Source organism: Streptomyces sp. NPDC030995 (assembly GCF_055571215.1).
This window is the reverse complement of the sequence record NZ_JBVIFS010000010.1, coordinates 151,566-175,804: the sequence shown is the minus strand read 5'-3', so window position 1 is coordinate 175,804 and position 24,239 is coordinate 151,566. Positions and strand designations below refer to the sequence as shown.

Genomic DNA, 24,239 nt, shown 5'->3' with positions numbered 1-24,239 from the left:
GGGTTACCGCCGGAGGCGAGGTGCGCCGCTACTCGTCGCAACCACCGGCGAATTGAGCTCCCGCTGGGTAGAGTTCGGGCCAGCGGTCCACGACGTCGGGTGGTGGGGTGGGAAGGCAATTCTTCATCGCCTTGGGGAGCGGCAAGTACTGCCACCTTCCGAAGGAAGAGCAGCTGGCCTCCGTGCCCGGGGACGTACGGGCGACCACCGAGCTGTTCCAGGCGTTCGGCTACACGGCTGTGTTACCGGGCCTGGGAGACTACGAAAGCGCCGACCAGATACGGCGGAAACTGACCCATTGGTCGTCCGATGCCGAGCTGACGGCCGACGACGTCGTCGTCGTGTACTTCGCGGGGCACGGATCCGTTGAGGAACGCGACCGCCACTATCTGCTCTGCTGGGACTCGCAGGAGGACGACCTCGTCTCCAGCGCCCTGGCCACCGAAGACCTCGTACGCATCCTCTGTCGCGGCGAGCTACGTCACCTGTTGCTGATCCTCGACACCTGCTCGGCCGGAGCGGGAAACGCGGACGCCGCCGCGGTCGCGCTCCAGACGATCGCCTATCGGAGCACCTCCGGCCGTGCCTCGACCGGCCTGTGGTTCCTGGGCTCGGCCCGGCACAAGGACATCGCGGAGGACGGCAAGTTCGTCACGGCCCTGATCGAGGCCGTCGAAACCACCGCCGGCAGGACCGGACAACGCCAGCAGTACCTGGATCTCACCGAACTCGTCAAAGCCGTCAACGAACAGTTCGACGCCGAAGGCCGCGGCCAGCGAGCGGAGTTGGCCAGTGGACTCGTGACCGGTCTCGCGCCGTTCCTGGCCAACTCGAACTACCGGGAGGAGCTTCCTCCCCTGGGCACCGATCTGCAGGTCCAACGACGCGTGGCGGACCGGGATCTGGACGAGCACTTCGGCCCCCGGTCCCGGGGCGTGGAGTTCGAGTCCGAGCAGGGCTTGTACTTCAGCGGCCGGATCCGGGTGCTGTCCGAACTCGTGGGCTGGCTCACCTCGCCCCGCGGCGACGGTCGCGGCAGGGTGGTCACAGGCAGCCCGGGATGCGGAAAGTCGGCGGTGCTCGGACGGATCGTCGCCCTTTCGGACCCCGGATACCGGGCTCGTCTCGACCTCTCCGGTGTCGACGCCTCGACCGTGCTTCCCGCCGGGTGCGTGTCAGCCGCGGTCCATGCCCGGCACAAACGGCTGGAGGAGGTGGTCGAACGCATCGCCACCGCGCTGGACACCCGTACCGATGGCCCGGCCGCCCTGCTGCAGGAGCTGACCCGCCGCGGGCGTCAGGGAGCACCCATCGTGGTCGTGGTGGATGCCGTGGACGAGGCGGGTTCGGACACTGCGGCGGACGCCGGCGGCCACGGTGAGCCCCGCCGGATCACTCGCGAGCTGCTGCGTCCCATGTCGGAGATTCCCGGCGTGAGGCTGCTCGTGGGCGCCCGCCACGAACTCGTGGGCCCGCTGGGCCGCACGTTCACGGTGATGGACCTGGATCAGGACGGCTACCGGGCCACGCAGGAGGACGTGTCCGGCTACGTCGCACGGGTGCTGCTAGCCGGCGACGAACCCGAGATTCCGACGCCCTACCGAGGCCAGGCCGACCGCGCCCGTACGGTCGCCGACGCGGTCGCGGCGAAGGCGGCCGGCGTCTACCTCTACGCGAGGACGACGGCTCGCACCCTGCGCTCCGACTGCTCTCCCGTCGACACCAACCGCACCGGCTGGGCCGAGGACCTGCCCAGCGAGGTCGGTGAAGCCTTCGACGACTATCTGGCCCGCTTCGGTCCGGACGAGGCCCGGGTGCGACGGATGCTGCTCGCGCTGGCCTTTTCGGAGGGCAAGGGGCTGCCCCGGGGCCACGTGTGGACCACGCTCAGTTCGGTGATCTCGGGCGTTGTCTGTACCGAAGGGGATGTCACTTGGGCACTGGACGTGGCGGAGGCGTACGTCGCCGAAGTCATCGACGACGACCAACGATCCGCGTACCGCCTCTACCACAAGGCGCTCGCCGAGCATCTGCGCGCCACTGCGGACCGGGAGGCGGAGCAGGTACAGCGGTCGATCGTACGGGCCCTGCGCTCGCTCGTCGCGAAGCCAGTCGACGGCCCGCCGGACTGGTTCGGCGCCGCCGGGTACGTCCGACGTCATCTGGCCACGCACGCGGCCGCCGGTGGCGTACTGACCGACCTGATCGAGGATCCCGGATTCCTCCTGGCCAGTGATCCGCGAGCGCTCCTCACGGCCTTCTCCTCCATCGAGGGCGACACTGCCCGGCGCATCCGCAGCGCGTACGAACACGTGGCACATCGGCTGACCCTCGATCGCCCGCTCGGAGACCGTGCTGCGGACCTGCAGCTCTCGGCCCGCCGGTGCGAGGCCGATCTGCTGGCCGACCGCATCGAGGACCTCTCCCTGGCACGTCCATGGGCAGCGAATTGGGCCTGGTGGTCGACGAGCGGCGTCCACCGGCTGCTCGCCGGTCACACCCGGACCGTGAGCTGCGTCGCGGTCGGCGCGCTGGACGGCCGTCCGATCACGGTCACAGGCAGTGTGGACGGCACGGCGAGGATCTGGGACCTGACGGCTCAGCAGCAGATCGGCGACCCCATGTCCGTCGGCATCGCCGTGAGCTCCGTAGCCATCGGCGATCTTGGTGACTACACGGTGGCTCTGACCGGTGGCGATGACGGCACGGTCAGGGTCTGGGACCTCTCGGCAGGCCAGGAATACGGCGCACCGCTGCGCGGGCACACCAACCGCGTGGCGAGCATCGCGGTGGGAGCCCTCGACGGCCGCCCGGTCGTACTGACCGCCAGCGCCGACGGCACGGCACGGTTGTGGGACCTGCAGGACCGGTGCCAGCTGGGGAGCGAGCTGACCGAGCACCGTCGTTCCGTCCTCGCCGCAAGTTTCGGTGAGCTCGACGGGAGGCCGATCGCCGTCACCGGCGGGGATGACAAAGCGGTGTACGTCTGGGACCTGTCCGAGGTGGTTGACGGCGGGAACGCCCGGGTGGACGGCAGTCCGCTCATCGGCACCGCGATGGGCGTCTCGGCCGTGTGCGTGACCGAAGTCGACGGCCGGACCCTCGCTTTGGTCGGTGACCAGGCTGGCATGCTGAGCCGCTGGGACTTGCACGATCGCCGTCAGGTCGGGGAGCCGGTCAGCGCACACGTCTACTACAGCCGGAGCGGAGTGACCTCGGCAGCCGCCGGCCATTTCGGAGGTCGTCCCGTAGCGGTGACGAGCGGGCGCATGGAAGCCCGTGTATGGGATGTCCGCACCTTGCAGCAGCTCGGTCCTCCTCTGCGCGGCCACGTTCACGACATCACCGCAGCGGCATTGTTCGACCAGGGCGACATCGCCCTCACGGTGACGGTGAGCGAGGACCGGACGGCACGAATCTGGGACCTGGCGGCGGACCAGCCCGCGGAAGGCCATGCCCGACCCGTGCTGGCCGCGGCCTACCACTCGTACCGGAGTCGCGACCTGGCCGTCACCGGGAGCGAAGACGGATCCGCCCGTCTGTGGGACATGGGCACCGGCCAGGAATGCGCTTCACCCCTGAAGGGCCACACCGGCCAGGTCGTGGCCGTTGCGGTCGCAGAGGTGGGCGGTTCACTCGTCGTGGCCACAGGCGGATCCGACACCACCGTGCGACTGTGGGAGCCGCTCCGCGCGGGCGCTTCGGTCGGCCCCCTGCTCGGTCACACCAATGCCGTTCGCTGCGCCGTCTTCGGCGAAGTCGAAGGACGGCCGATCCTTCTCACCGGAAGCGATGACGGAACGGTGCGTCTCTGGGACGCACGCGACGGCACCGAGCTCTGCCCACCGCTGGCCGGCCACATCGGGGACATCCGGCACCTGTCGGTCCGACGGAGCGGACGAACACTTGAGGTTGTCCTGTGTACCTCCTTGGACCACGGATACCTGTGGCGCATCGGACCCAGTCCAAGCCACCTGACCGCAACGCTCCATTCCCATTTCGACGCGTCCACTCTCACCCCCGCCGCCCGGACCGTAGGAGTCGGGTTCCACCAGGGACGCCCCGTCGTCATCGTGATCCTCGATGGAAACGCGGTCCACGCCCGGGACATGGAGACATCCGCCGTCATAGGAGGCCCCTACTTCGGCCACACCGGTTTCGTCGCGGCAGCCACACTCGGCTGCATCGGCAGCAGGACGGTCATGGCAACGACCTCGTGGGACAACACGTTTCGCGTCTGGGACCTGATGTCCGGCACCGAAGAGGGTCCGGTCCTGGCCAGCTGCAACAACCTGGCGCCGGGCTCGCAGACTCCGCCCGTCTTCGGGCGGATCGGGAACGTTCCGGTAATGATCGGCGTCGGCTCGCTCCAGGTCCGCCTATGGAACTTGACCACCATGCAACCGCTGGGTGAACCCCTGTACGGCCTCGAACAACACCTGCTTTCGGCCGACATCGCCCGCACCGCCGACGGCCGTGCCGTGGTCGTGACAGGCAGTCTCGACGGTGCTGTGCGTGTCCACGCTCTGGAGACCGGCCGGCAGGTCGCCAGCCATCTGACCTCAGGGGCGTCCTCCATCTACCACGCTGTCACGGAGCCCATTGACGACGACGCGATCGTGGTTCGCAGCAGCTGGACCGATGTCGAGGTCTGGGGTCTCGGCGCACGTCACAGGCTGGCACGCCGGGCCGGCTTTTCGCAGCTCGCACGCGCCAGCGTCCTCGAGGGGCGCCCCGTCGTGATCTCCGTTGCCGGGGACTACACCCTTCACGCCTGGGATCTCGATACGGAAGCTCCCGTATGTCCGCCCATGTCGGGGCACACGGCCATGGTCAGCGCACTGCGGGCCGGGCAGGTGGGCGCCGTACCGATCGTGGCCAGCGCCTCGTACGACGGAACCGTGCGTCTGTGGGATCTCCGGACCGGCCGCTCCCATGGGCAGGTCAGAACCGGCTACGAGATGGGGGCGACCGCACTGGATCTGGCAGTGATCGGCGGGCGCGACCACCTACTGACCGGAGCCGGTGACGGCCGGGTCTGCATGGTGCCGTTGGACGGCTACTCGTCCTCCGACACCGAACTGGACCGGTTCCCGGCTGCGGTGCGACGCGTGCGCGTGGCGAACGTGGGCGGCACTCCTACGCTCGTCGCCGCCGACCGGTACGGCTTGGTACGCGTCTGGGACCTCGAAGCAGCCGCCCTCCAGGCGGAGATCAACGTCGGCAGCGGAATCAACGGTGTCGCCGTCGACGAGGCGGGCCGGATCTGCGTGGCGACCGACATGGGGCTGGTGGCGCTCCGCCTGACCCCCGCAGCCCGTAAGGAACAGGGGGATTCCCGATGACCCGCGTCGTCCTCGTCCACGGCATCGCACAGCAACTGAAAGGGCCCGAGACGATCGCCGAGGCGTGGCTTCCGTCCCTGAACGACGGCCTCGCCCTCTCAGGTGCCGGCACGCTGCCGCGCCACGACGTCTCGGTCGCCTTCTACGGTGACCTGTTCCGCCGACCCGGCCACCGCGGCCTGGGCGAGCCGCCCCTTGACGCATCCGACGTGGAACCCGGACTCGAGCACGAGCTGCTCCTCTCGTGGTGGCAGGCAGCCGCGGACGCCGAGACCCGTGTACCCGGACCGGATGCCACTGGCCGGCTACGTACCCCCCGCATCGTCCAGCGGGCGCTCAACGCACTCAGCCACTCAACCTTCTTCGCCGGCCTCGCCGAGGGCGCGATGATCGGCAGTGCGCGCCAGGTCCGACGCTACTTCACCGAGCCAGAAGTCCGGAGGGCAGCCGGAGAACGCCTGGCTCGGGCGGTGACCGGCGAGACGACAGTGATCGTCGCCCACTCGCTGGGCAGTGTCGTCGCCTACGAAACCTTGTGTGCCCACCCGCAGTGGCAGGACCTCACGCTGATCACTCTCGGGTCACCCCTCGCCGTACACGGCCTCGTGTTCGACCGGCTTCGTCCCACCCCGCACGGAGAGGCGGCCCGGTGGCCCGTGCCCGTGAAGCGCTGGGTCAACATCGCCGATCACGGAGATGCCGTGGCACTGGTAAAGGAGCTCGCACCCTCATTCGGAACCCGCGTCCAGGACCTGACGGTCGACAACGGTGCCCATGCCCACGATGTCCGCCCCTACCTGACCGCTCGCGAAACCGGTCTCGTTCTCGCGGAGGCGCTCGCCTGACCGTTCGTTCCAGATCACGTCGGAAGAGGTAGAGACCTCTTGGCAGGGTGTCCCAGAGAGGACCACTCGCCGAATGGGGCGCAGACCGTTGCAAGGGGACTCGTTCATGGTGGGCACTTTGCGGCGTCGGAAGGCGGCTGGTGACCAGTAGAGCCGGAATCCCCAGAACCGGGAGTGGCCGCGGCAGAAGCCGTAACGTCCTCCACTCACGTCGAACAGTCTCAGCCCCGGCGCCGCACCCCCTGCTCTCGGTCTCCCACGCCACAACAGCTGTGGAGACACGATTGTTTCCGCGCCCAATCCCACCCTGGACATGGCGCGGAAAGCCAACTCGCCACTCGGACGACTGGTGCTGAGCCGTGCGCGGTCGGCTGCCAGTAGGACTTTCTGGAGGGGCACGGGTGTCGTGCCGATGGGTAGGGCTGTGACCTTCTTTCTCCCTGGCCGCGGCCGCAGAGCCGATGTTGTAGCTGAGCGCTCCGGACCCGGTGGGGTTTCCGCAGCAGGCAGGCGTTCCAGGTGGCGTTGGGGGGTGTTGTGCGGCTCTGTTGTCACTGCCACGGCCGTGGTGCTGACGGGTTCGGCCGGGCCGGTGCCCGCCCGAGCTCAGGCGCCGGCCGGGATCGCGGCACCCGTCAAGGGAGCCGGTGTTGTTCTCGATGGGGGGCACCTGACGCTGGGTCAGATGAACGCGGTGCTGGCCGGTTCGGCTGGCCCCCTGCGGCTCGCTTCGTCGGCTGCCACGAGGATGGACCAGGCACGTGCCGGGGCGCTGGCCGCGCTGAAGGGCGGGCAGCGCGTGTATGGGTGGAATCAGGCCCTGGGCCCGCTGAAAGACCATCCACTGACAACGGTGCAGCAGCGGGATTTCCAGCGCAGGATTTTGCGCTCGCACGCGGCAGGGGTAGGTGAGGAGGTTTCGGCCGGGGTAGCCCGGTTGGCTTTGGTGTTGCGGGCGAACGCCATGGCTCGCGGTCACATGGGCGTGCGGCCGGAGATGGTGCGGCGGATGCTGGCCCTGGTGAACGCCGGGGTGACCCCGGTGATGCCCTCGGTCGGGTCGCTGGGAACCGGTGATCTGCAGCCCATGGCGGCCGCCGGGATGGTCCTGACCGGGGATGGCGCGATGGCCCGGCTGCGCGGGGGTCCATCGCGCCCGGCCGGACAGGTGCTGGAGCAGGCGGGCCTGCCAAGCACGTTCGCCCTGGAGGCGGGTGAGGCGTTGCCGCTGATCAGTGGGAGTGGAGTGCTGACAGCACGCTACGCGGCTTCGGTGGTCCGGGCGGAGAGGTTCCTGGACCAGTTCGACGGTGCGTTCGGTCTGTTCCTCGAGGCAACCCGGGCCGAGGCCAGTTCGCTCGACGCTCGTACGCATGCCGAGCGCGGTGTGCCGGCCGAAGAGGAGGAAGCAGCTTTCCTGCGGGAGCTGACCGAGGACAGCGAGTGGATGACGGAGGAGGGACGCCGGCGCTTTGGGGAAAAGTCACCTCGGGTGCAGGACGCGGTTTCGGTTCGCGCGGCCCCGCACATCGTCGGCACGGTCCGCCAGACTTTGGAAGAGGCCAGGACGATCATCGGCCGGGAGGCGAACGCCTCGACGTCCAACCCACTGCTGTTCAAGTCCGGTTCATCGTATGAGTTCGTGATGGGTGGGAACTGGGACGGGGCGCAGATCGGTCATGCCCTGGACACTCTGAACGCGCAGATCACGGATGTGGCGGTGCTCAGCCACGAGTTGTCGGGACGGTTGATCTCCTCGAAGTGGAGCTACGGGCTGCCCGACAACCTGGCCGCCGAGCCGGTAGGGCTGAACTCGGGCATGGTGCAGGTCCAGACGGTCGGTGCGGCTCTGATCCCGGAGATGCAGGCGCGAGCGATGCCGGCCGGGGTACTGTCGCGGCCGGAGAAGTTCGGCCAGGAGGACCACAACACCATGGCCATGGCCTCGGTCCGCAACCTGGACGACAATCTCGACCGGGCGGAGACCGTCCTGGCCGTCCAGTTCCTCCTTGCAGCCCAGGGCATCGACCTGGCCAAGCCCAAAATGGGCGAGATGACGCTGGCAAAGCGGACCACCGAACTGCACCAGCGGTTCCGAGACCACATCCCGGCCCTCGGCCAGGACCGCTGGATGACCCCCGACGTCGAAGAAGCCGTGGACCTGGTCCGACACGGCCGACTGCGGCCCAACGGAAGCTGAGGCACAGCACTCCGGCACTCTTGGCTTGCCGGTGCCCTTCGGATACGCCGACGACCTGCTGGCCTTCGTCCATTTCAGGGCCGAGGCAGAGCAGGTTCCGGCGCGGCTGGGCACCTCGCTGAAACCAAGGGGCTGGTTTTCAACGAGGACACACGGCTCCGCGCCTCCGACTTCGCCGAAGACGTCGCTTTTGCCGGCGACGATCCAGCGGGTGGCGAGGGCGAGGCCGTCGTCGACGACGGCCAGGCCGTCGGGGAAGTCGGCGTACATGAGGGCGGGCTCCGGTGCAGGCGTCGAGACGCCCAACCAAGCGCGCCGTCAAACCCACCATCTCGAAGACACGCGTCTCGGTCCGCAGCCAATTCAGTAGCACCGTCCGGACAGGGCGATCGTGACGGTGACAGGGTCAAACGGCTCACACATCACATCGGCGGAGATCTCGACGCAGTACCGGGCGCAGTCGAGGAGCAGGAAGGCGAACGGTCGCCCGCCTGGGCCAAAGACGTACGTGCTCGACTCGCAGTCGCAGGAGACCATGGCGGCCTACCTGGCCGTCGAGGGTGAGGATGCCGCCCGCGGGGGCGTAGGCAATCTCGTAGATGCTGTGCGGGGTGCACCGCTGTCGTGATCGCACGCCCCGCAGGTCCGGACGCGTCAGCGGCCGGTGACGCGGACCCGCAGTTCGTACGGGGCGCCGGAGCTGATCACCTCCGCTTGCTCGGCCAGGTCGTCGCCGGTTAACCCCAGCATCGCGGCGTCGGCGGCACGGCGGAGGAGGGGCCGACAGCCGATGTGCCTCTGCGAAGACCCGCGCCGGTGCAAGAGGCCGGCCTTGCTGCCGTCCACCGGCCGGAGTTTTTCGCCTTCCCACTCGCTTCTGTGCAGCCCGGGTGTCGGGTCCGGTGACGAGCAGCAGGCCATCGGCCCAGACCAGATCCATGCCCCCGTCAGGCAGGACCGGGCGGAAGCCCTGGCCGGCCGGGCCGTTGTTCCAGACGACCGCTCCGGTGAGCCGGGAGGGACGTCCCTCGCACGCACCCCACCAGGGTAGGCCGATCCGCTGACACGTGCGGCGCCGTGCGGCCAGAATGGTGCGCGATCCAACTGATCGGTCCACGGGGGTTGTTGTGAGCACATTCATGGAGTTCGGCACCGAGAACGGCGCGGTCCTGGTGGAGGCCGACGGTCTCCAGCCGGGCCAGCGGCCGGTGTCCCGTGGCGGGAACTCCCTGGTCCGGGCGGGTCAGACCTTCGACGAGGCCCTGACGGGCATCCGTACGGCGGCCGAGTCGGCCCTCGCGGTGTTCCGCGGGGGGTCGCTCCGGCCGGATGGCGTGGAGCTGGAGTTCGGGGTGAAGTTGACTGCCGAGGCGGGAGCGGTGATCGCCAAGACGGCGGTCGAGGGGCACCTGGTGGTGCGGCTCTCATGGACCCCGGATGGTCGCGGTACGGAGACCACGGTCTCGGTTCCGGCCCAGCGGGCGGACCCGAGGGGTGCCCCCCAGCGGTCCGGCTCCGCGCCCGAGGCGGGTGACGAGGCGTCGCCCGCGGCCCTGTGATGCCGCCCTCACCTGCGTGGCACGTGCGCGTCGACCACGACGGCGCGGTCCTGGGCTCCGGCTTCCTTGTCGCCTCCGACAAGCTCCTGACCTGCGCCCATGTCGTCCAGGACGTCAACGACGTCTCGGTCTGGTTCCCCGGTGCGCCGGGCCTCGGCAAGGTCCCGGCTCGGGTCGCCGTGGGCGGCCCATGGGGCTGTTCATCCAACGACATCGGTGACGTCGCCGTGCTCACGCTCGACCGGCCGGTCGCAGTGCCGCCGATCGTCTTCGCCGAGCCCGAGGGCCTGGGAGACGTGGGCGAGCCGCCCCGCCTGGTGGCATACGGCTTCCCCGAAGGGTACGGGCAGGAGGGCGCCCAGACCGAGCTGCGGGTGACCGCGGCCGGGCAACTGATCCACAACGAGTGGAACCAGGCCGAGTACTGGTCGGGGTACGGGCAGGAACCCTCGTATGGCTTCAGCGGCGCCGCCGCGATGCGCGTCGGGGACGGGACGGTCGTCGGGATGGTCGCCTCGTACGATCCCGCCGTGCGCAACGCCCGGATCATTCCCGCACGGGTGCTCGCTCGGCACGTCCCGGCCCTCGCCGACCTGGTGCCCACGCCCGGCTGCACGGCCGAGGAGAAGCGCGAGCTGCGCGAACTGGTGGACCGGGCCGAGCGGTCCGGGCCGCTGCCCGTGCCGGTGGAACGGCTGCTGGGCGCCGCCGTCGGCCGTTTCGGCCTCGCCACCCCGGCGGCGCCCGTCGGTCTCTGGCAGGGCGTCTGGTACTTACTTACCGAAAGCCGTCCGGCCGGCAGTCACATCCCCGTCGCCGAGCTGGCGTCCCGCCTTGCGGACGAGGTGGCCGACCAGGAATTGCGCCGCGCCCTCCGCACCTGGGCCCGCGACCACCGCGCCCGCCACGCCGCGGGGTGTGCACCCCCGGCTCGGGGCGGGGGCCAGGCCCGGGCGGTCCACCCCGCCGAAGACCCCCTGTTCGGCGGCGTCGGGGACGACCCCGCGTGGCGCGGTTTCAGGTACGAGGCCGCACCCGACACCAGCCGTCCCCACATCGGCACCGGCACCCGGCATCGCCCTGCCGCGACGGCGGCCGGGCGGCCGGGGGTCGCGCAGCCCGGGACCACGCTGCCATGGGCACCGATCCTCGTCGAGGTGCGGCGCAGCGGCGCCGACAGCGGGACGGTCCTGACCGAGGTGTCCGTCTACCGGGGCGGCGACCGGCTGCTGGTGAAGGCGGACCAGTTCCCCGTGAGCCAGTTGCGCAGCTGGGTGGTCGACCGAATCGACGAAGCCTACGAGGACATCGTCGACGGGCGTCCGCTGGTGGCCTTCGCCCTGCCCCGGGGCTGGCTCAACAAGGACGTCGACCAGTGGACCCGAAAGCGCGGCAAGGAGCCACCGCTCGGCTGCCTTTCGGCGGTCGTGGTGCTCGACCACGACCGGCGGACGAAGGGCCGCCACCAGTTCGAGCTGCGGCGGATATGGGACGAGCTCGACCGGCAGGAGGGCTCTCCATTGCACCGCATCAGCTGCGCCACCCGGCACCGGGCACCCCAGCTCTCCGTCCTCCTCCAGGATGTGCGCGGACCGGTCGGCTTCACCCGGCCGCCGACGGCGGCCCGGGAGCGCGACCTGCACGGCGCCGCCCTGGACGCGCCGGCGCCGATCGTGCTGTGGCCGCGCAACGGCTGTCCGCCCGGCGGGCCGTGTGCGGAGAACTGCGCGGGTGCCGGCTTCCTGGACCGGATCGCGGAGCGGATCTCGCTCCTGCCGCCGTCCGAACTGCCTGACCTGGTCTTCCAGTTGCGCAAGGAGGCGTTCCTCCACGACGGACCCGAACCGCACTGGGCGGCGGCCGGCGTCTCCCTCGTTTGGGAGGACCCGCGCCGCTTCCCGGAGACCCGCCCCCTGGGCCGCTCCCCCGTCGCCTGACCCCACCTTCAACCACATCTCGCCACCTCAGGAACCCGGGAGAACCGCACATGGCCCTCTGGCCCGTCTACACCGGATCAAGCGACCCGCACGACGGCGTCGACGCACTGCCCGACCCGCCCCCGTGGCGGACCTTCGACGGCGGTCCTGCGCTGCCCCCGGCGCCGGAGGAGGAGACGGAGGGCGGGGCGCCGGGCCGGGTGCACCGGGCCCGGACGTACCAGCCGACTCCGGAGACCGTGCAGCTCGTGAACGCCGCCCTGCACCTGCGGCGCCCGCTGCTGGTGACGGGCCCGCCCGGCAGCGGCAAGTCGAGCCTCCCGTACGCGGTGGCAAGGGAGTTGAAGCTGGGCCGGGTCCTGCGCTGGAACGTCACCAGCCGTACCACACTCACCGACGGGCTGTACCGCTACGACCCGCTGTCGCGGCTGTACGCGGCTGGCCGGGTCGGCGAGGGCGAACGAGCCGCCGAGGAGGCGGCGATCGAGGACCATCTACGACTTGGCCCGCTGGGCACCGCACTGTTGCCGTACGAACGCCCGCGCGTGCTGCTCATCGACGAGATCGACAAGTCCGACCTGGACCTGCCCAACGACCTGCTGCACATCCTGGAGGAGGGGCAGTACGAGATCCCGGAGCTGGCACGGGCGGCGCGCTCGCACCCAGTGGCCGAGGTGATGGTGGCGGACTCGGAGGAGAGGGTTCTGGTACGACACGGCGAAGTCCGTTGCTGCGCCTTCCCGTTCGTGGTATTGACCAGCAACGGCGAGCGTGAGTTCCCGCCCGCCTTCCTGCGCCGCTGCGTCCGCCTCGAACTTCGCCGCCCGTTGCGCGAGCAGCTGGAGGACATCGTGCGCGCTCACCTCGGAGACATGGACGAACGCGACCAAGCCCTCGTCGAGGCCTTCCTGCGCCGCAGCAGCGCGGGCGAACTGGCCACCGACCAACTGCTCAACGCGATTTATCTGACCCGGACTTCGGGTCTTGAGGCGCCGTCCAGGGAAGAACTGGCGGAGAAGCTGATGCCGTATCTGGGACGTGCGGCGGAGACATGGGACGCAGATGACGTCTGAGCGGGGGGAGGGGTTCGCCGACGGCGCTGACCGCCCCTCCAGCACGCTCGGCACCCTCGCCGGGCTCCTCGGTCGGGTCGGCGAAGAACCGCCGACCGGACGGGAGTTGGCCGAGCTGTTGTGGCTGGCGCGACAGATGGATATGCCCGGGTGGGCCGAGGAGACACGGGCGGTCGATCGGGCGGGGGCGGGCATCGTTCGGCCGGGCGGGCGGGTTGCGCCGGCCGTGGCCGCACCGCCTCGGGAGGAGGCGCCGACGCCCGAGGCGCCGAGACCCGTTCCGCCTCGGCCGGCTGTTCCCCCGCCGCCACGGGTGCCGCTGCGCACCCCAGCCCCCGCGCCCCGCACGCCCGAACCCGCCCTCGGGCACGCCCCGCTCCTGGCGCCCGCGCCGCCGATGCTCGCGCGGCCGCTGGCCATACAACGCTCGCTGCGGCCTTTGCGGCGTACGGTCCCGAGCGCGGCCGGCCGGGAGTTGGACGAGGCGGCGACCGCCGACCGGATCGCCACCCTGGGCGCGGGGCGGAGCGGCTGGTTCCCCGTACTCCGCCCCCGGCACGAGCGCTGGCTGCATCTGCGGATCGTGTACGACTCAGGGCCGACGATGGCGATGTGGCGGCCGCTGGTGCGCGAGCTGCACACTACGTTCGCGCAGACCGGGGCGTTCCGCACGCTCGACGTGCTGCGGCTCGGCCCGGACGGCCGGCTGCCGCTGCGCCACTGGGAACGAGGTCGCACCGCCGTCCTCGTGGTCAGCGACGCAATGGGCCCGCAGTGGCGCGAGGGCCCGGCCGGGCTGCGCTGGCGGGCCACGCTCGCCGCGCTCGGCGCGGAAATGCCGGTCGCGCTGCTCCAGCCGCTGCCCGAGCGGCTCTGGCGGCACACGGCGGCGCCCGCCGAGCCCGGCCGGTTCGTCTCCCCCGCCGCTGGGGTGCCCAACTCGGCCCTGAACTTCGCCCCGTACGACCGCGTCCACGCCCCCACGGGGATGCCGGTCCCGGTGCTCGAACCCTGCGACGTGTGGCTAGGCCACTGGGCGGCCCTGGTCGCCTCCCCGTCCGGCGCAGAGGTGCCGGGCGCGGCGGCCTTCCTGACCCCGGGCACAATCGTGCCCCCGGAGGACGCCCTCTTCCCGGAGGAGGCCGACCCGGAGGAGCTGGTGGTGCGTTTCCACGCGGTCGCCTCGCCGCAGGCCTTCCGGCTCGCCGCGCATCTGGCCGTCGGCTCGGCGCACCTGCCCGTGATGCGGCTCGTCCAGGCGGCCATTGAGGAGCGCCCCGCACCGCGGCACCTCGCCGAGGTCGTCCTCAGCGGCATGCTCCGCGCCGACCCGGGCGCGGGCCCGGACGCGTACGACTTCCGACCCGGTGTCCGCGACCTCCTCCTCGGCGCCCTCCCCCGTACGTCCCTGGTCGCCACGGCCCGGCTCCTCGCCCGCGTCAGCGCCGAGATCGACGCCCGCGCGGGCGCGCTGCCGGGCGAGTTCCGCGCGCTCGTGGAGAGCCTGGAGGGGCAGGGAGGGCAACGGGCTGCGGGGCGCCCGTTCGCCTTGGTGAGCGAGGAGAGCGTGCGGCTGCTGCGGGGCTCGGAGCGGCCCGTGTTGCCCGGCGGGACCGCCGCAGCCGCCGCTCCGTCCCCGGCCGCCACGGCAGCCGGGGACGGAGCGGCGCACTGGGCGCGGCTGATCGCAGAACGGTACCTGCCGCTCGGACGCAGGCCCCACCCGTCCGGCGACGAGCTGCTCCTTGCCGATGACAAGGTCATGGACCGCCGCGTGCTCCTGCGGGTCCACCCGCACCCGGCGCCAGACGGATTCCTGGCGCGCGTGGACAGGCAGCGGAGCATCACCCACCCGCACTTCGTTCGGATCCACGGCGGCCTGGAACTCGACGGCCGCTGCGCGGTGGTCCTTGCCGTCCTCCCCGGCACCACTCTGCGCGACCTGCTCTTCAGCCGGCCGGAGGGTCTGGACGCCGAGCCTGCCATGGAGTGGGCCGGGATGCTGTGCTCGGCGGTCGTCGCCCTGCACGACGCCGGGTTCGTGCACGGACGGATCCGGGCGGACCGCGTCATGCTGTCCGAGCGGGGCGAGCCTCTCCTGACCGATGCCGCCCCGTCCCTCGACGGCCACCGGATCGAGGACGACCTGTACGACCTGGGGCGGCTGCTGTACGAACTGGCGACCGGCCGCCCCCTGCAGGACGGCGCCGCTCCGCTGTCGCCCCGCGAGGTCAGGCAGGACGTGCCGTTCACACTCGAGCAGGTCGTGCTGGGGCTGCTCTCTGCCTACGACGCGCACCGCCGTGACGCCGTGCGGCGAATGGCCGACACGAGCGCCGCGGGCGGCGGAAGTCCAGAGTCGACGACTGCGGCGTTCCGCCGCCCGAACTACCGTGTGCTCGGCCCGGTCAAGGCCTGGTTCGACTCCCTGCCGGAGACGGACGCGCTGATTCTGGCCCGGCTGCTGCTTGCCCGGGGCGACTGGGTGCCGGTCGACGATCTCCGTGACACTCCCCCGGATCCCCTCACGGAGGACGACCTGCTGGACCGGCTCGCCCGGCTCATCGCCGACGGTCACCCCATCGAGGGCGCCGAGGGCGGGGCCCGGATCGTCCTGAACGGCGGACACTTCGACCTGGCCCACGCCGAGAAGCTCCTGTCGGGCGCGGGAACGGCGGCGAGGAACGGCGACCGTGAGACGAGCGCACGGCTCTTCCGGGCCGCCCGGCTTCTGCTGCGGGAGGAGCCGCTGGCGGGGCTGCGAGGCTCCTGGGCCGAGGCCCAGCGGGGGAAGCTCCTGGCGCTGTACGAGAGCCGGGCGGAGGAGCTGGCCGGGGTCCTGGAACCGCAATCCGCGGGGTCGCGGATGCGGATCCACGTCTCCGAGGGCGGTGACGCGTCGGACAGCGATGTCTTCATGGGCCACCTTCAGGCCCTGCGAACCGAGACCGGGAGCCTTCTCACCGACTACGGGCCCGTGCAGGCCGTGTGGAGGGTGGTCCAGGTGGCCGAGCGGCTCTGGGCGCCCCTCCCCGGCGGTGGGCCGGCCACCGTGCACATCGCGCTGGCCGGGGAGGAAACCGACGAGGCGGTCCTCGACGAGATCGCCGCGGCGCTGCCCGCGGACGGGCGGCCACGGCGGCGCGTGCTGCTCGCCTATCCTCGCTGGGTCCATGAGCCGAACGGCTCCCGCCTGCCGACCACGCAGGTACCGGGGCACGACCGCTGGGTGTGGCTGGAGGTGGCCGCCGAGCCCTTCCTGGCCATGCCACCGCGCGAAGGCCGCGGCGGCTTCCTCGGCCGACTGTTCGGCAGCTCGTCGGGCGGCGGCCGACCGTCCGCCCAGGGACTCGGGCCGAAAGACGGGGCCGACGGCCCGGCGTCGGGAAGCGCGCAACCCCCGCCAGGGACCATCCCGCCTTCGGGAACCGCCAAGCCCCCACCGGGGACTACCCCGCCCCCGGACGGAAGCGCCCCGGCCTAGGCCGTCTCTTTCGGATCTTGCCGGGCCCGCGATGTCTGGCAAGATCCGAAAGAGACGGCCTAGTCGTACGTCGCGCTTTAGGAGCCGATCACCTGGCCGGCTGCCCGTCAGGGGGCGTGGCGGGCAGCCGGCCGGATCCGGTGACATCCGTCTTGCGCACTCCGAAGTCCGGTCCCGAATCAGATCCCCACGAACTTGTCGTCCTGCACCCGCTGACCACCTTGCTGGAGCTGCCACGCCGCCACTCAGGCCGATTTCCGGGTGTCGCGCGCAGGTCGTACGTCACGCCCTGCAACTGACTGCCTCCCGCACTCGGACAGCCGCCAACCCCGTCTTGCCGAACATCTGCAGCAAGTGTCACGCCTGCGGCAGAGGCGGCAGAGCGTTATCCGCGAGGACCGCTTCCACTAGTGCCGTGGCCGGAAAGGTTTGCCGGGGCACGGCGTCCGGTGCGGTACATCGCAAGGCGGAGGGTCGCGGCTCGTACTGGACGTACCAGCGCGGTCCGACAACGCGGCGAGGTGCCGTGCCGGGGGCCGTGACCCGGCAAACCTTTCCGGCCACGGCACTAGCAGCGGGCCAGTGTGCCGCTCTCCCGGGTGAGGTGGGTGCTGGACATCCAGCCTTCGGTGTTCGTGCCCTCGGCACGGGCGTAGATCCACTTGTTGCCATGGGCGTTGGTGATGTAGCAGTGGTAATAGACCTTCACGCCGGTCTTGACCACGGACACGTAGCCGCACTCCGCGTACGGCCCGGTGTAGAGGTGGGAGTTGTCGAGCAGGTAGCCGTAGCCGTTGCTGCGGTTCTCGTGACTCCAGCCGGTGCAGGCCGTCGACACCGGGGTGGGCTCCTTCACCGTGGAACTGGGCTTGGTCACCGGAGAGGCGGACGGGCTCACGGCCGGCTTGGCACCGTTGTTGCCGGGCGTCGTCGTGGGACCTGTCTTGTTCGCCGAGGGAGACGGCTGCGAAGAGGCGCCCGGAGCAACGGAGGACGACGGGCCGCTGCCCGCCGGGGAGCTGACGTCGGGCGGCGTCGCCCGCGCACCGTCCGCGGTCGTGCCGCCCTCTTGGCCGGTCAGCGCGTAGGTGATTCCGCCGCCTGCGGCGAGGAGTACGGCGGCGGCCACCGATGCGATGAGGGTGCGGCTGCCGCTCCGTGCGCGACGGGCTGCGGCGCGGCTCGCTTCGACAGTGGGGACTCCAGCGGGGCCCGCGACCGGCGCACCGGGCTGTGGAAGCGTCGGCGGCAGGTTGGGCTGCGGGTGGCCGGCAGGCTGAGGCTGAGGCTGAGGCTGCGGGAACATCGGGGGGCCGAACCCGGGAGGCGGTGCGACGGCAGCCGCAGCCCCGGGAACCACCGTGGCGGCGGGAGTCGGGCCCTCGGACACCGTCCGGCCCGAGGCGACGCGCTCCAGCATGCCGCGCGCCTGGTCTGCGGTGGGCCGGTCCTCCGGTTCCTTCGCCATCAGCGCCTGGAGCACCGGCGCGAGTGGTCCAGCCCGGCGGGGCTCCGGCAGTGGATCGGTGACGATGGCCGACAACGTGGACCACGCGGAAGTGCGGCGGAACGGCGAAGTGCCCTCCACGGCCGCGTAGAGCGTCATGCCGAGCGACCAGATGTCCGACGCGGGCCCGGGCTCCCTGCCTTGCGCGCGCTCCGGCGGCAGGTAGTCGAGAGAGCCGATGATGTCACCGCTGCGGGTCAGCTTGGCCATGGCGTCGTCGTCGGAGGCTTCCATGGTGGCGATGCCGAAATCGGTGAGTACGACCCTCCCGCCGTGCTCCATCAGCACGTTGGCGGGCTTGACGTCCCGATGCAGTACGCCGACCCGGTGCGCGGCGTCGAGCGCGTCCATCAGCTTGGCGCCGATCGCCGCGGCCTCGTGCGGCTCCAGCGGGCCACGCTCCGTCAACACGTCGTCGAGCGAGGGCCCGTCGACGAATTCCATGACGATGACCGGCAGACCCTGCTCCTCGGTCACGTCGTGCACGGTGACCACGCCGCCATGCCTAATACGGGCGGCGGCCTGCGCCTCCCGCTGCATCCGGGTCCGCAGATCGGCAAGTTCGGACGCGGAGGCGTCGTTGAAGGCACGCAGGACCTTGACGGCGACCTCTCGGTTCAGCAGTTCGTCCACCGCCCGGGCGACCACTCCCATACCGCCGCGCCCGACCATGGAGGTCACCCGGTAACGCCCCCCGAGCACCTTGCCTATCAGCTCTCCGCCCTTCCCTTCCCCCGCCTTCACCGCACGCTCCGTTCCATCGCTTCCATCGCTGTTCGCCATCGATCAGCCGGCGGCCTCAAGGGTAGAGGCAGGAGCGTGGAGGGGTTGCGGCGGCCGAAATCAGCGACACTGGATGCCGTATGCGTCATGGCATCGGGCTCTCGTCTCGGTACCACCACACAGGCTCACATCCAGGCGACCGTGCACCGAGCTGACGTCGCACTCCGCGGCCAACACCCGACAGTCGGGCGGACACACTGCCACAGGCCCAGGGATACGACGCCCTCGAAGTCGACTCTCGTCAGAGTGGGCCCTGTTGTGGTTCGTCGCACAGCTGTGGGGCTGGCGTCGCCGTATCGGCTTCTGGGATGCTTCGGTCCGTCAAGCGACGGCGGAACGAGGAAGCCGGTGAGATTCCGGCACGGTACCGCCACTGTGTAGGGGGAGCGACTCCGCCATGGCCACCGCCCGTCAAGGGGTGGGAAGGCCGGAGAAGCGTTGATCCCGAGTCAGGAGACTCACGCCGTCGCACCTCGATGTACGGGGCGGATTTCCCCAGGAGAGGCGGTGGCACTCGTGTGCCTGCGTACTTGTGTGAGCTTTGCGCTGCCGGTTGCCCATGGGAGCCGGCCGGACCGGCCTGATTCCCGGGCCCGCTCCCTCGGACTCTGAAGAGCCTTCTCCCGCCACGGAGTTCCCCTCCCGTACAGCCGCATCACGTGCGCCGGTTGCCGGTGCGCGTTTCTCTACGCATGTCACCAGGAGTCACCTTGTCCGTACGATCAGCCATGCCCAGCCGCCGTCCGGCCGCCGCGGCGGCGTTTCTCGCCCTCGCGCTCGCACTCACCGCGTGCGGTGACGGCGGCGCGGACCGGCCCGCCGACTCAAAGGCCGCGGCGGGTGACGGCTGCATCACCGATTTCGACCCGGGCAAGGACTACTTCCCGGTCAAGTCGGCGGTGAAGCACGCCAAGAACTTCACGCTCCGGTACGAGAAGAGCTACCAGGTCCTCACCGTGAACGAGCCGTACCCCAAGGGCAAGCCCGAGTCGTACGTGCTGGTCAAGTGCGGTGCCCCCAAGCCGAAGCCGACCGGCGACCTGGCGGGTGCCCCGCAGATCACCACCCCCGTCAAGAGCCTGTACTCGGCCTCGACCACGCACCTGCCCCTGCTGACCGAGACCGGCACCCTGGACGTGCTGACCGGCGTGGCGAACGCCTCCAACATCAGCTCGGCCGAGGTGACCGAGCGGGTGAAGGCGGGCAAGGTCATCGAGTACGCCAAGGACCGCACCCTCAACGCCGAGACGGTCATCGGCGCCAAGCCGGACGTGCTGATGACCCAGGGCACCGACGATCCCCAGTACCCCAAGCTGCGCCAGGCCGGCATCGCCGTCGTCGCCAACGCCGAGTGGCTGGAATCGAGCCCGCTCGGCCGCGCCGAGTGGGTCAAGGCGATGGCCGCGCTCACCGGCGCGGAGAAGCGCGCGGGCGAGGTCTTCGACACCATCGAGGGCGACTACCAGAAGGTCGCCACCAAGGCCGCCGAGACGGTCAAGGCGGGCAGGCCCGTCCAGGTGCTGCCCGGCACCATGTACCAGGGCACCTGGAACATGGCTCCCGGCGGTGGTTACGCCGGCAAGCTGATCAAGGATGCCGGCGGCACCTACCCGTGGGCGGACGAACCCGGCACCGGCAACCTCCAGCTGAACTTCGAGGCCGTGTACGCCAAGGGCGGCGAGGCACCCGTATGGCTGGTCGGCCAGCAGTGGAAGACCACCGCCGACGCGGTGAAGGCCGACAGCCGGTACGGCGAGCTGAAGGCCGTCACCGCCGGTGAGGTCTGGACGAACACCAAGGCGCAAGGCCCCGGCGGCGGCAACGACTACTTCGAGCGCGGCGTGCTGCGCCCGGACCTGGTCCTCGCCGACCTCTTCGCCCTGCTCCACCCCGACCAGGCTCAGGGCCACGACTTCACCTTCTACACCAAGGTCTCCAAGGCGTGACGACCCGGACGATCGTCACCGCGGCCGCCACGTCGGCCCGTGCCCCGGACGGGACTCCGGACGCGCCGCGGCCCGGGCGGCGCAGGCGCCTCGCAGTCGTCGGCGCGCTCGCGGCCGGCGCAGCCGCGCTGTTCGTGCTCACCATCGCGACCGGCTCGCACCAGGTGCCCCTCGCGGAGGTGGTACGCGTCCTGTTCGGCGGTACCAGTGCCGACCCGAGGTGGGCCGTGATCGTCGAGGAGGTGCGGTTGCCGCGCGCGCTGACCGCCACTGCCGTCGGAGCCGCCCTCGCCGTCGCCGGAGTACAGATGCAGACGCTGTTCCGCAACGCGCTGGCCGACCCGTTCTCCCTCGGGGTGAGTTCGGGCGCCAGCATGGGCGTCGCCGCGGTCGTGGTCGGTACCGGCGGGGTGGCCGGCAGCTTCACCGGGAACCTGGCCGGGCTGGGACGCCTGGGCGTGGTGCTGGCCGCGTCCCTCGGCGCCGGTTGCGTACTGGCCCTCGTACTGCTGCTCTCACGGTGGGTGCGGTCGGCCGTCACCCTGCTCGTCATCGGCGTCATGATCGGCTCGGCAGCCACGGCGGCGGTCAGCGTGATGCTGGTGTACGCCCAGCCCGAACGCTCCCAGCAGTTCGTCATGTGGGGTCTGGGCAGTTTCAGCGCCACGACCTGGCCCGACCTCAAAGTGATGCTGCCCGTGATCGGCGGGGGTCTGCTGGCTGCCCTGCTCACCGCCAAGCGCCTCAACGCGCTGCTGCTCGGCGAGGACTACGCCCGCACCATGGGGCTGAACGTACGGCGCAGCCGCGATCTCGCGCTGCTCGGCACCTCGCTGCTGGCGGGCGCGGCGACGGCCTTCTGCGGCCCGGTCGCCTTCCTCGGGCTCGCCGTCCCGCATCTGACGCGGGTGGCCCTCGGGACGTCCGACCACCGCGCGCTGATTCCGGCGTCGATGCTCGCGGGCGCGTTCCTCGCCCTGGCGTGCGCGCTGCTGAGCCAGCCGCCCGGGATGGACTCGGTGCTGCCGCTGAACGCGATCACCTCGCTGTTCGGCGCCCCGGTGGTCATCGCGTTTCTGATCCGCAGCCGCCGCGGCATACAAGGAGTGACCTCGTGACAGGCACAACAGGTCTGCCGGATACGGTGGAAGCCGCGGCCGCCTCTCCCCCGCGGACCGCTCACGGGACGACCGACGAAAGCCCTACGCGTGGCCTGGCCACCGAAGGACTCGCCGTCGGATACCGCACCCGGTCTCTGAGAGGGCGGGGCAGTGGGCGGGGCGGTGAGCGGGCCGTGCTGACGGGGCTCGACCTCGAAGCCCGGGCCGGTGAACTCACCGCACTGCTCGGCCCCAACGGGGCGGGCAAGTCCACCCTGTTGCGCACCTTGTGCGGGCTCCTTCCCCCGCTCTCCGGCCAGGTACGCGTGGGCGGCGTCAGCCTCGCGCACGAGTCGCCGGCGGTCCTCGCACGCCGCCTCGCCGTCGTCCTGACCGACCGCGTCGACCCCGGACTGCTGTCGGCGCGGGAACTGGTCGGGCTGGGCCGCCACCCCCACACCGGATTCACCGGCCGTCTCACACCAGTCGACCACGCGGCCGTGCAGTGGTCGCTGGAGGCGGTCGGCGCGGGGCATCTCGCCGACCGGCCGGCCGCCGAACTGTCAGACGGCGAACGCCAGCGGGTCCTGACCGCCCGGGCACTCGCCCAGGAGCCCGAGGTCGTCCTGCTCGACGAGCCGACCGCGTTCCTCGATGTGCCCTCGCGCGTGGCCCTGACGGTGCTGCTCCGTGACCTCGCCCGGGACAAGGGCCTGACTGTGGTGGTCAGCACCCACGATCTGGAGCTGGCCCTGCGGGTCGCCGACGCCGTCTGGCTGGTCGACCGCGACTCCCGTGTGCACGCCGGGGCTCCTGAGGATCTGATCCGCAGCGGCGCCGTCGCCGGCGCCTTCGACGCCGAACACCTGGCCTTCGACCCGGTCTCGGGCACCTTCGGGCTGAGCCGGACCACGCGCGCGACCGTGGCCGTGGACGCGCCGCCCGCCCTGTTCCCGCTGCTCGAACGCGCCCTGGCCCGCGAGGGGCTGGATGTCATACAGAGCGGACGGGGTGAGAAGGGGCAGGTGAGCGCCGACAAGGAGGGCAGGCTGATGCTGCGGGGGCCGAACGGCCGCGTGGTGCGTACCGGCAGTTTCCACGAGCTGGCCCGGACGGTGCGCGCATGGTGAGCCTGATAACTCCTGAGGTACTGGCGCGCGTCTCCGCCATCGGACCGTACTTCGCCGTGACCACCGGGTCCCGGCCTGATGCCGGTGGATTCCGGCCGATGTCCGACCTGTACGCGGACCCCGGCGCGCTGCAGCTCTGCGTACGCACCGTGGCCGGGCGGCTCGGCACCGATCAGCCGCGGGTGGCCGCCTCCACCCTGCACCTGGGCACCGCCTCCCGGCTCTGGTCGGTCGCCCTCGCCTGCACGGCGCTCACCGGCCGTGTCCCCGACTTGGGGCCCGACCTGCTGTGGTGGCGTCTGGCGTCCTCCGGCCCGATCGACCTGTGGCTGCCCGACGTACGAGAACTGCCCCAGGACCCGGTCACTGCCCTGCACCACACGGTCGCCACCCAGAACCTGGCGCCCTGGGCCGACGCCGTGCGGCGCGTGTCCGGCGTGTCCCCGCACACCTTGCGCGGAAACGCCGCCTCGGCGCTCATCGGAGCCCACCGCGTGCTGCTCGCCCGCCTCCCGCACGCCCCGCACGCCCCGCACGCCTCACACCAGGCGGTAGCTGTCCTCCCGGTCGTCCGCGAGCTACTCCGCCGCCCGCCGATGGCCGACGCCGGCGCGTGCGGCACCAGGCCCGACGGAACCATCGCCTTCCGCCGCCGAAGCTGCTGCCTCTACTACCGCGTGCCCGGCGCGGGCACCTGCGGCGACTGCGTCCTCAACCACCAGGAGACCAACCCATGACCACCACCGAACCCGCAGTCGTCGAAACTCCGGGCGGCGGTACCCAGAACGTCTGGACCCTGCCCACCGATGAGGCCACGCTCCTCGACCTCATCACCACCGTCTTCACCGACCACTGGCAGCACATCCACTTCGGGCCCATCATCGAAGGCGCCGCATGGGAGGTCGGCGCTCCCTGCGCGCCCACCGCCATCACCATGAACGACGGCTACGCCACCGTCGACTTCGGCGCCTGGCACTTCCACCTGTGCATCGGCGAGCACACTGCCTCCGGCCCCGAACTCGGCCGGATCCGCCGCTGCTCCCGCGCCGAGCTCTACCGCACACTCGGTTCCGACGGCGCGCCCGTCAGCTGGGGGGCCCGCCTGTTCAACGGCAGCGACGAACAGATGATGACCGTCCTGCTGCCCAACCCCTTCCTCACCGACCGCCAGGAGATCCGCGAGACCCCCGACTTCACCCGCCTCGCCGCCTGGGACGCACTGCGCGCTCGCTTCCTCGATCTGCCGGAGGACCCCCTCGACCGCAGCGGCAAGGGATTCCGGCACAGCGGATGAGGAGTCGGCCAGTCCGTGTGCGGCCGCCTTCCGGAC

General features: G+C 71.0%; 13 protein-coding genes and 1 riboswitch. Of the genes, 12 read left to right on the top strand and 1 reads right to left on the bottom strand.

The window, feature by feature from the left end:
• The first annotated feature begins 107 nt into the window (after positions 1–107).
• The 7 genes from ACZ45T_RS17835 (at position 108) to ACZ45T_RS17805 (ending at position 16,443) form a co-directional block, all read left to right on the top strand.
• Positions 108–5,345: a caspase family protein gene (locus tag ACZ45T_RS17835; protein ID WP_468442227.1), complete on the top strand. Its 5,238-nt coding sequence runs from the start codon at positions 108–110 to the stop codon at positions 5,343–5,345.
• Positions 5,342–6,190, top strand: coding sequence for a hypothetical protein (locus tag ACZ45T_RS17830; RefSeq protein WP_468442225.1), 849 nt, complete (start codon positions 5,342–5,344; stop codon positions 6,188–6,190). Before ACZ45T_RS17835 ends, ACZ45T_RS17830 begins: the two co-directional genes overlap by 4 nt.
• A gap of 313 nt (positions 6,191–6,503) precedes the next feature.
• Complete coding sequence (locus tag ACZ45T_RS17825; protein ID WP_468442223.1) at positions 6,504–8,390, top strand: HAL/PAL/TAL family ammonia-lyase; 1,887 nt, start codon at positions 6,504–6,506, stop codon at positions 8,388–8,390.
• A 1,127-nt stretch (positions 8,391–9,517) separates the two neighbouring features.
• Positions 9,518–9,949, top strand: a complete 432-nt coding sequence (locus ACZ45T_RS17820) for a CU044_2847 family protein (protein ID WP_468442221.1) — start codon at positions 9,518–9,520, stop codon at positions 9,947–9,949.
• A gap of 23 nt (positions 9,950–9,972) precedes the next feature.
• Positions 9,973–11,886 carry a VMAP-C domain-containing protein gene (locus ACZ45T_RS17815; protein WP_468442219.1) on the top strand — a complete coding sequence of 638 codons (1,914 nt, stop codon included), beginning with the start codon at positions 9,973–9,975 and terminating at the stop codon, positions 11,884–11,886.
• A 50-nt stretch (positions 11,887–11,936) separates the two neighbouring features.
• Complete coding sequence (locus tag ACZ45T_RS17810) at positions 11,937–12,959, top strand: AAA family ATPase (RefSeq protein WP_468442217.1); 1,023 nt, start codon at positions 11,937–11,939, stop codon at positions 12,957–12,959.
• A complete protein-coding gene (locus ACZ45T_RS17805; RefSeq protein WP_468442215.1) occupies positions 12,949–16,443 on the top strand; it encodes an SAV_2336 N-terminal domain-related protein in 3,495 nt (1,164 codons plus the stop codon). The genes ACZ45T_RS17810 and ACZ45T_RS17805 overlap by 11 nt, the downstream gene beginning before the upstream one ends.
• Before the next feature lie 568 nt (positions 16,444–17,011).
• Here the strand turns inward: ACZ45T_RS17805 and ACZ45T_RS17800 are convergent.
• Positions 17,012–18,694: a serine/threonine-protein kinase gene (locus tag ACZ45T_RS17800; protein ID WP_468442213.1), complete on the bottom strand. Its 1,683-nt coding sequence runs from the start codon at positions 18,692–18,694 to the stop codon at positions 17,012–17,014.
• A gap of 336 nt (positions 18,695–19,030) precedes the next feature.
• Positions 19,031–19,215, top strand: a riboswitch (cobalamin riboswitch).
• Positions 19,216–19,443: 228 nt separating this feature from the next.
• On the opposite strand from ACZ45T_RS17800, the gene ACZ45T_RS17795 reads away from it, so the two are divergent.
• The 5 genes from ACZ45T_RS17795 to ACZ45T_RS17775 are packed head-to-tail and all read left to right on the top strand — an operon-like array spanning position 19,444 to position 24,203.
• On the top strand, positions 19,444–20,679 hold the full coding sequence (locus ACZ45T_RS17795) for an ABC transporter substrate-binding protein (protein WP_468442211.1): 1,236 nt from the start codon (positions 19,444–19,446) through the stop codon (positions 20,677–20,679).
• On the top strand, positions 20,676–21,797 hold the full coding sequence (locus ACZ45T_RS17790) for a FecCD family ABC transporter permease (RefSeq protein WP_468442209.1): 1,122 nt from the start codon (positions 20,676–20,678) through the stop codon (positions 21,795–21,797). Before ACZ45T_RS17795 ends, ACZ45T_RS17790 begins: the two co-directional genes overlap by 4 nt.
• Positions 21,794–22,909: an ABC transporter ATP-binding protein gene (locus ACZ45T_RS17785; protein WP_468442207.1), complete on the top strand. Its 1,116-nt coding sequence runs from the start codon at positions 21,794–21,796 to the stop codon at positions 22,907–22,909. The genes ACZ45T_RS17790 and ACZ45T_RS17785 overlap by 4 nt, the downstream gene beginning before the upstream one ends.
• Positions 22,903–23,646, top strand: coding sequence for a (2Fe-2S)-binding protein (locus ACZ45T_RS17780; protein WP_468442205.1), 744 nt, complete (start codon positions 22,903–22,905; stop codon positions 23,644–23,646). The genes ACZ45T_RS17785 and ACZ45T_RS17780 overlap by 7 nt, the downstream gene beginning before the upstream one ends.
• Complete coding sequence (locus ACZ45T_RS17775; protein WP_468442203.1) at positions 23,643–24,203, top strand: DUF7676 family protein; 561 nt, start codon at positions 23,643–23,645, stop codon at positions 24,201–24,203. Before ACZ45T_RS17780 ends, ACZ45T_RS17775 begins: the two co-directional genes overlap by 4 nt.
• Positions 24,204–24,239: the final 36 nt, after the last annotated feature.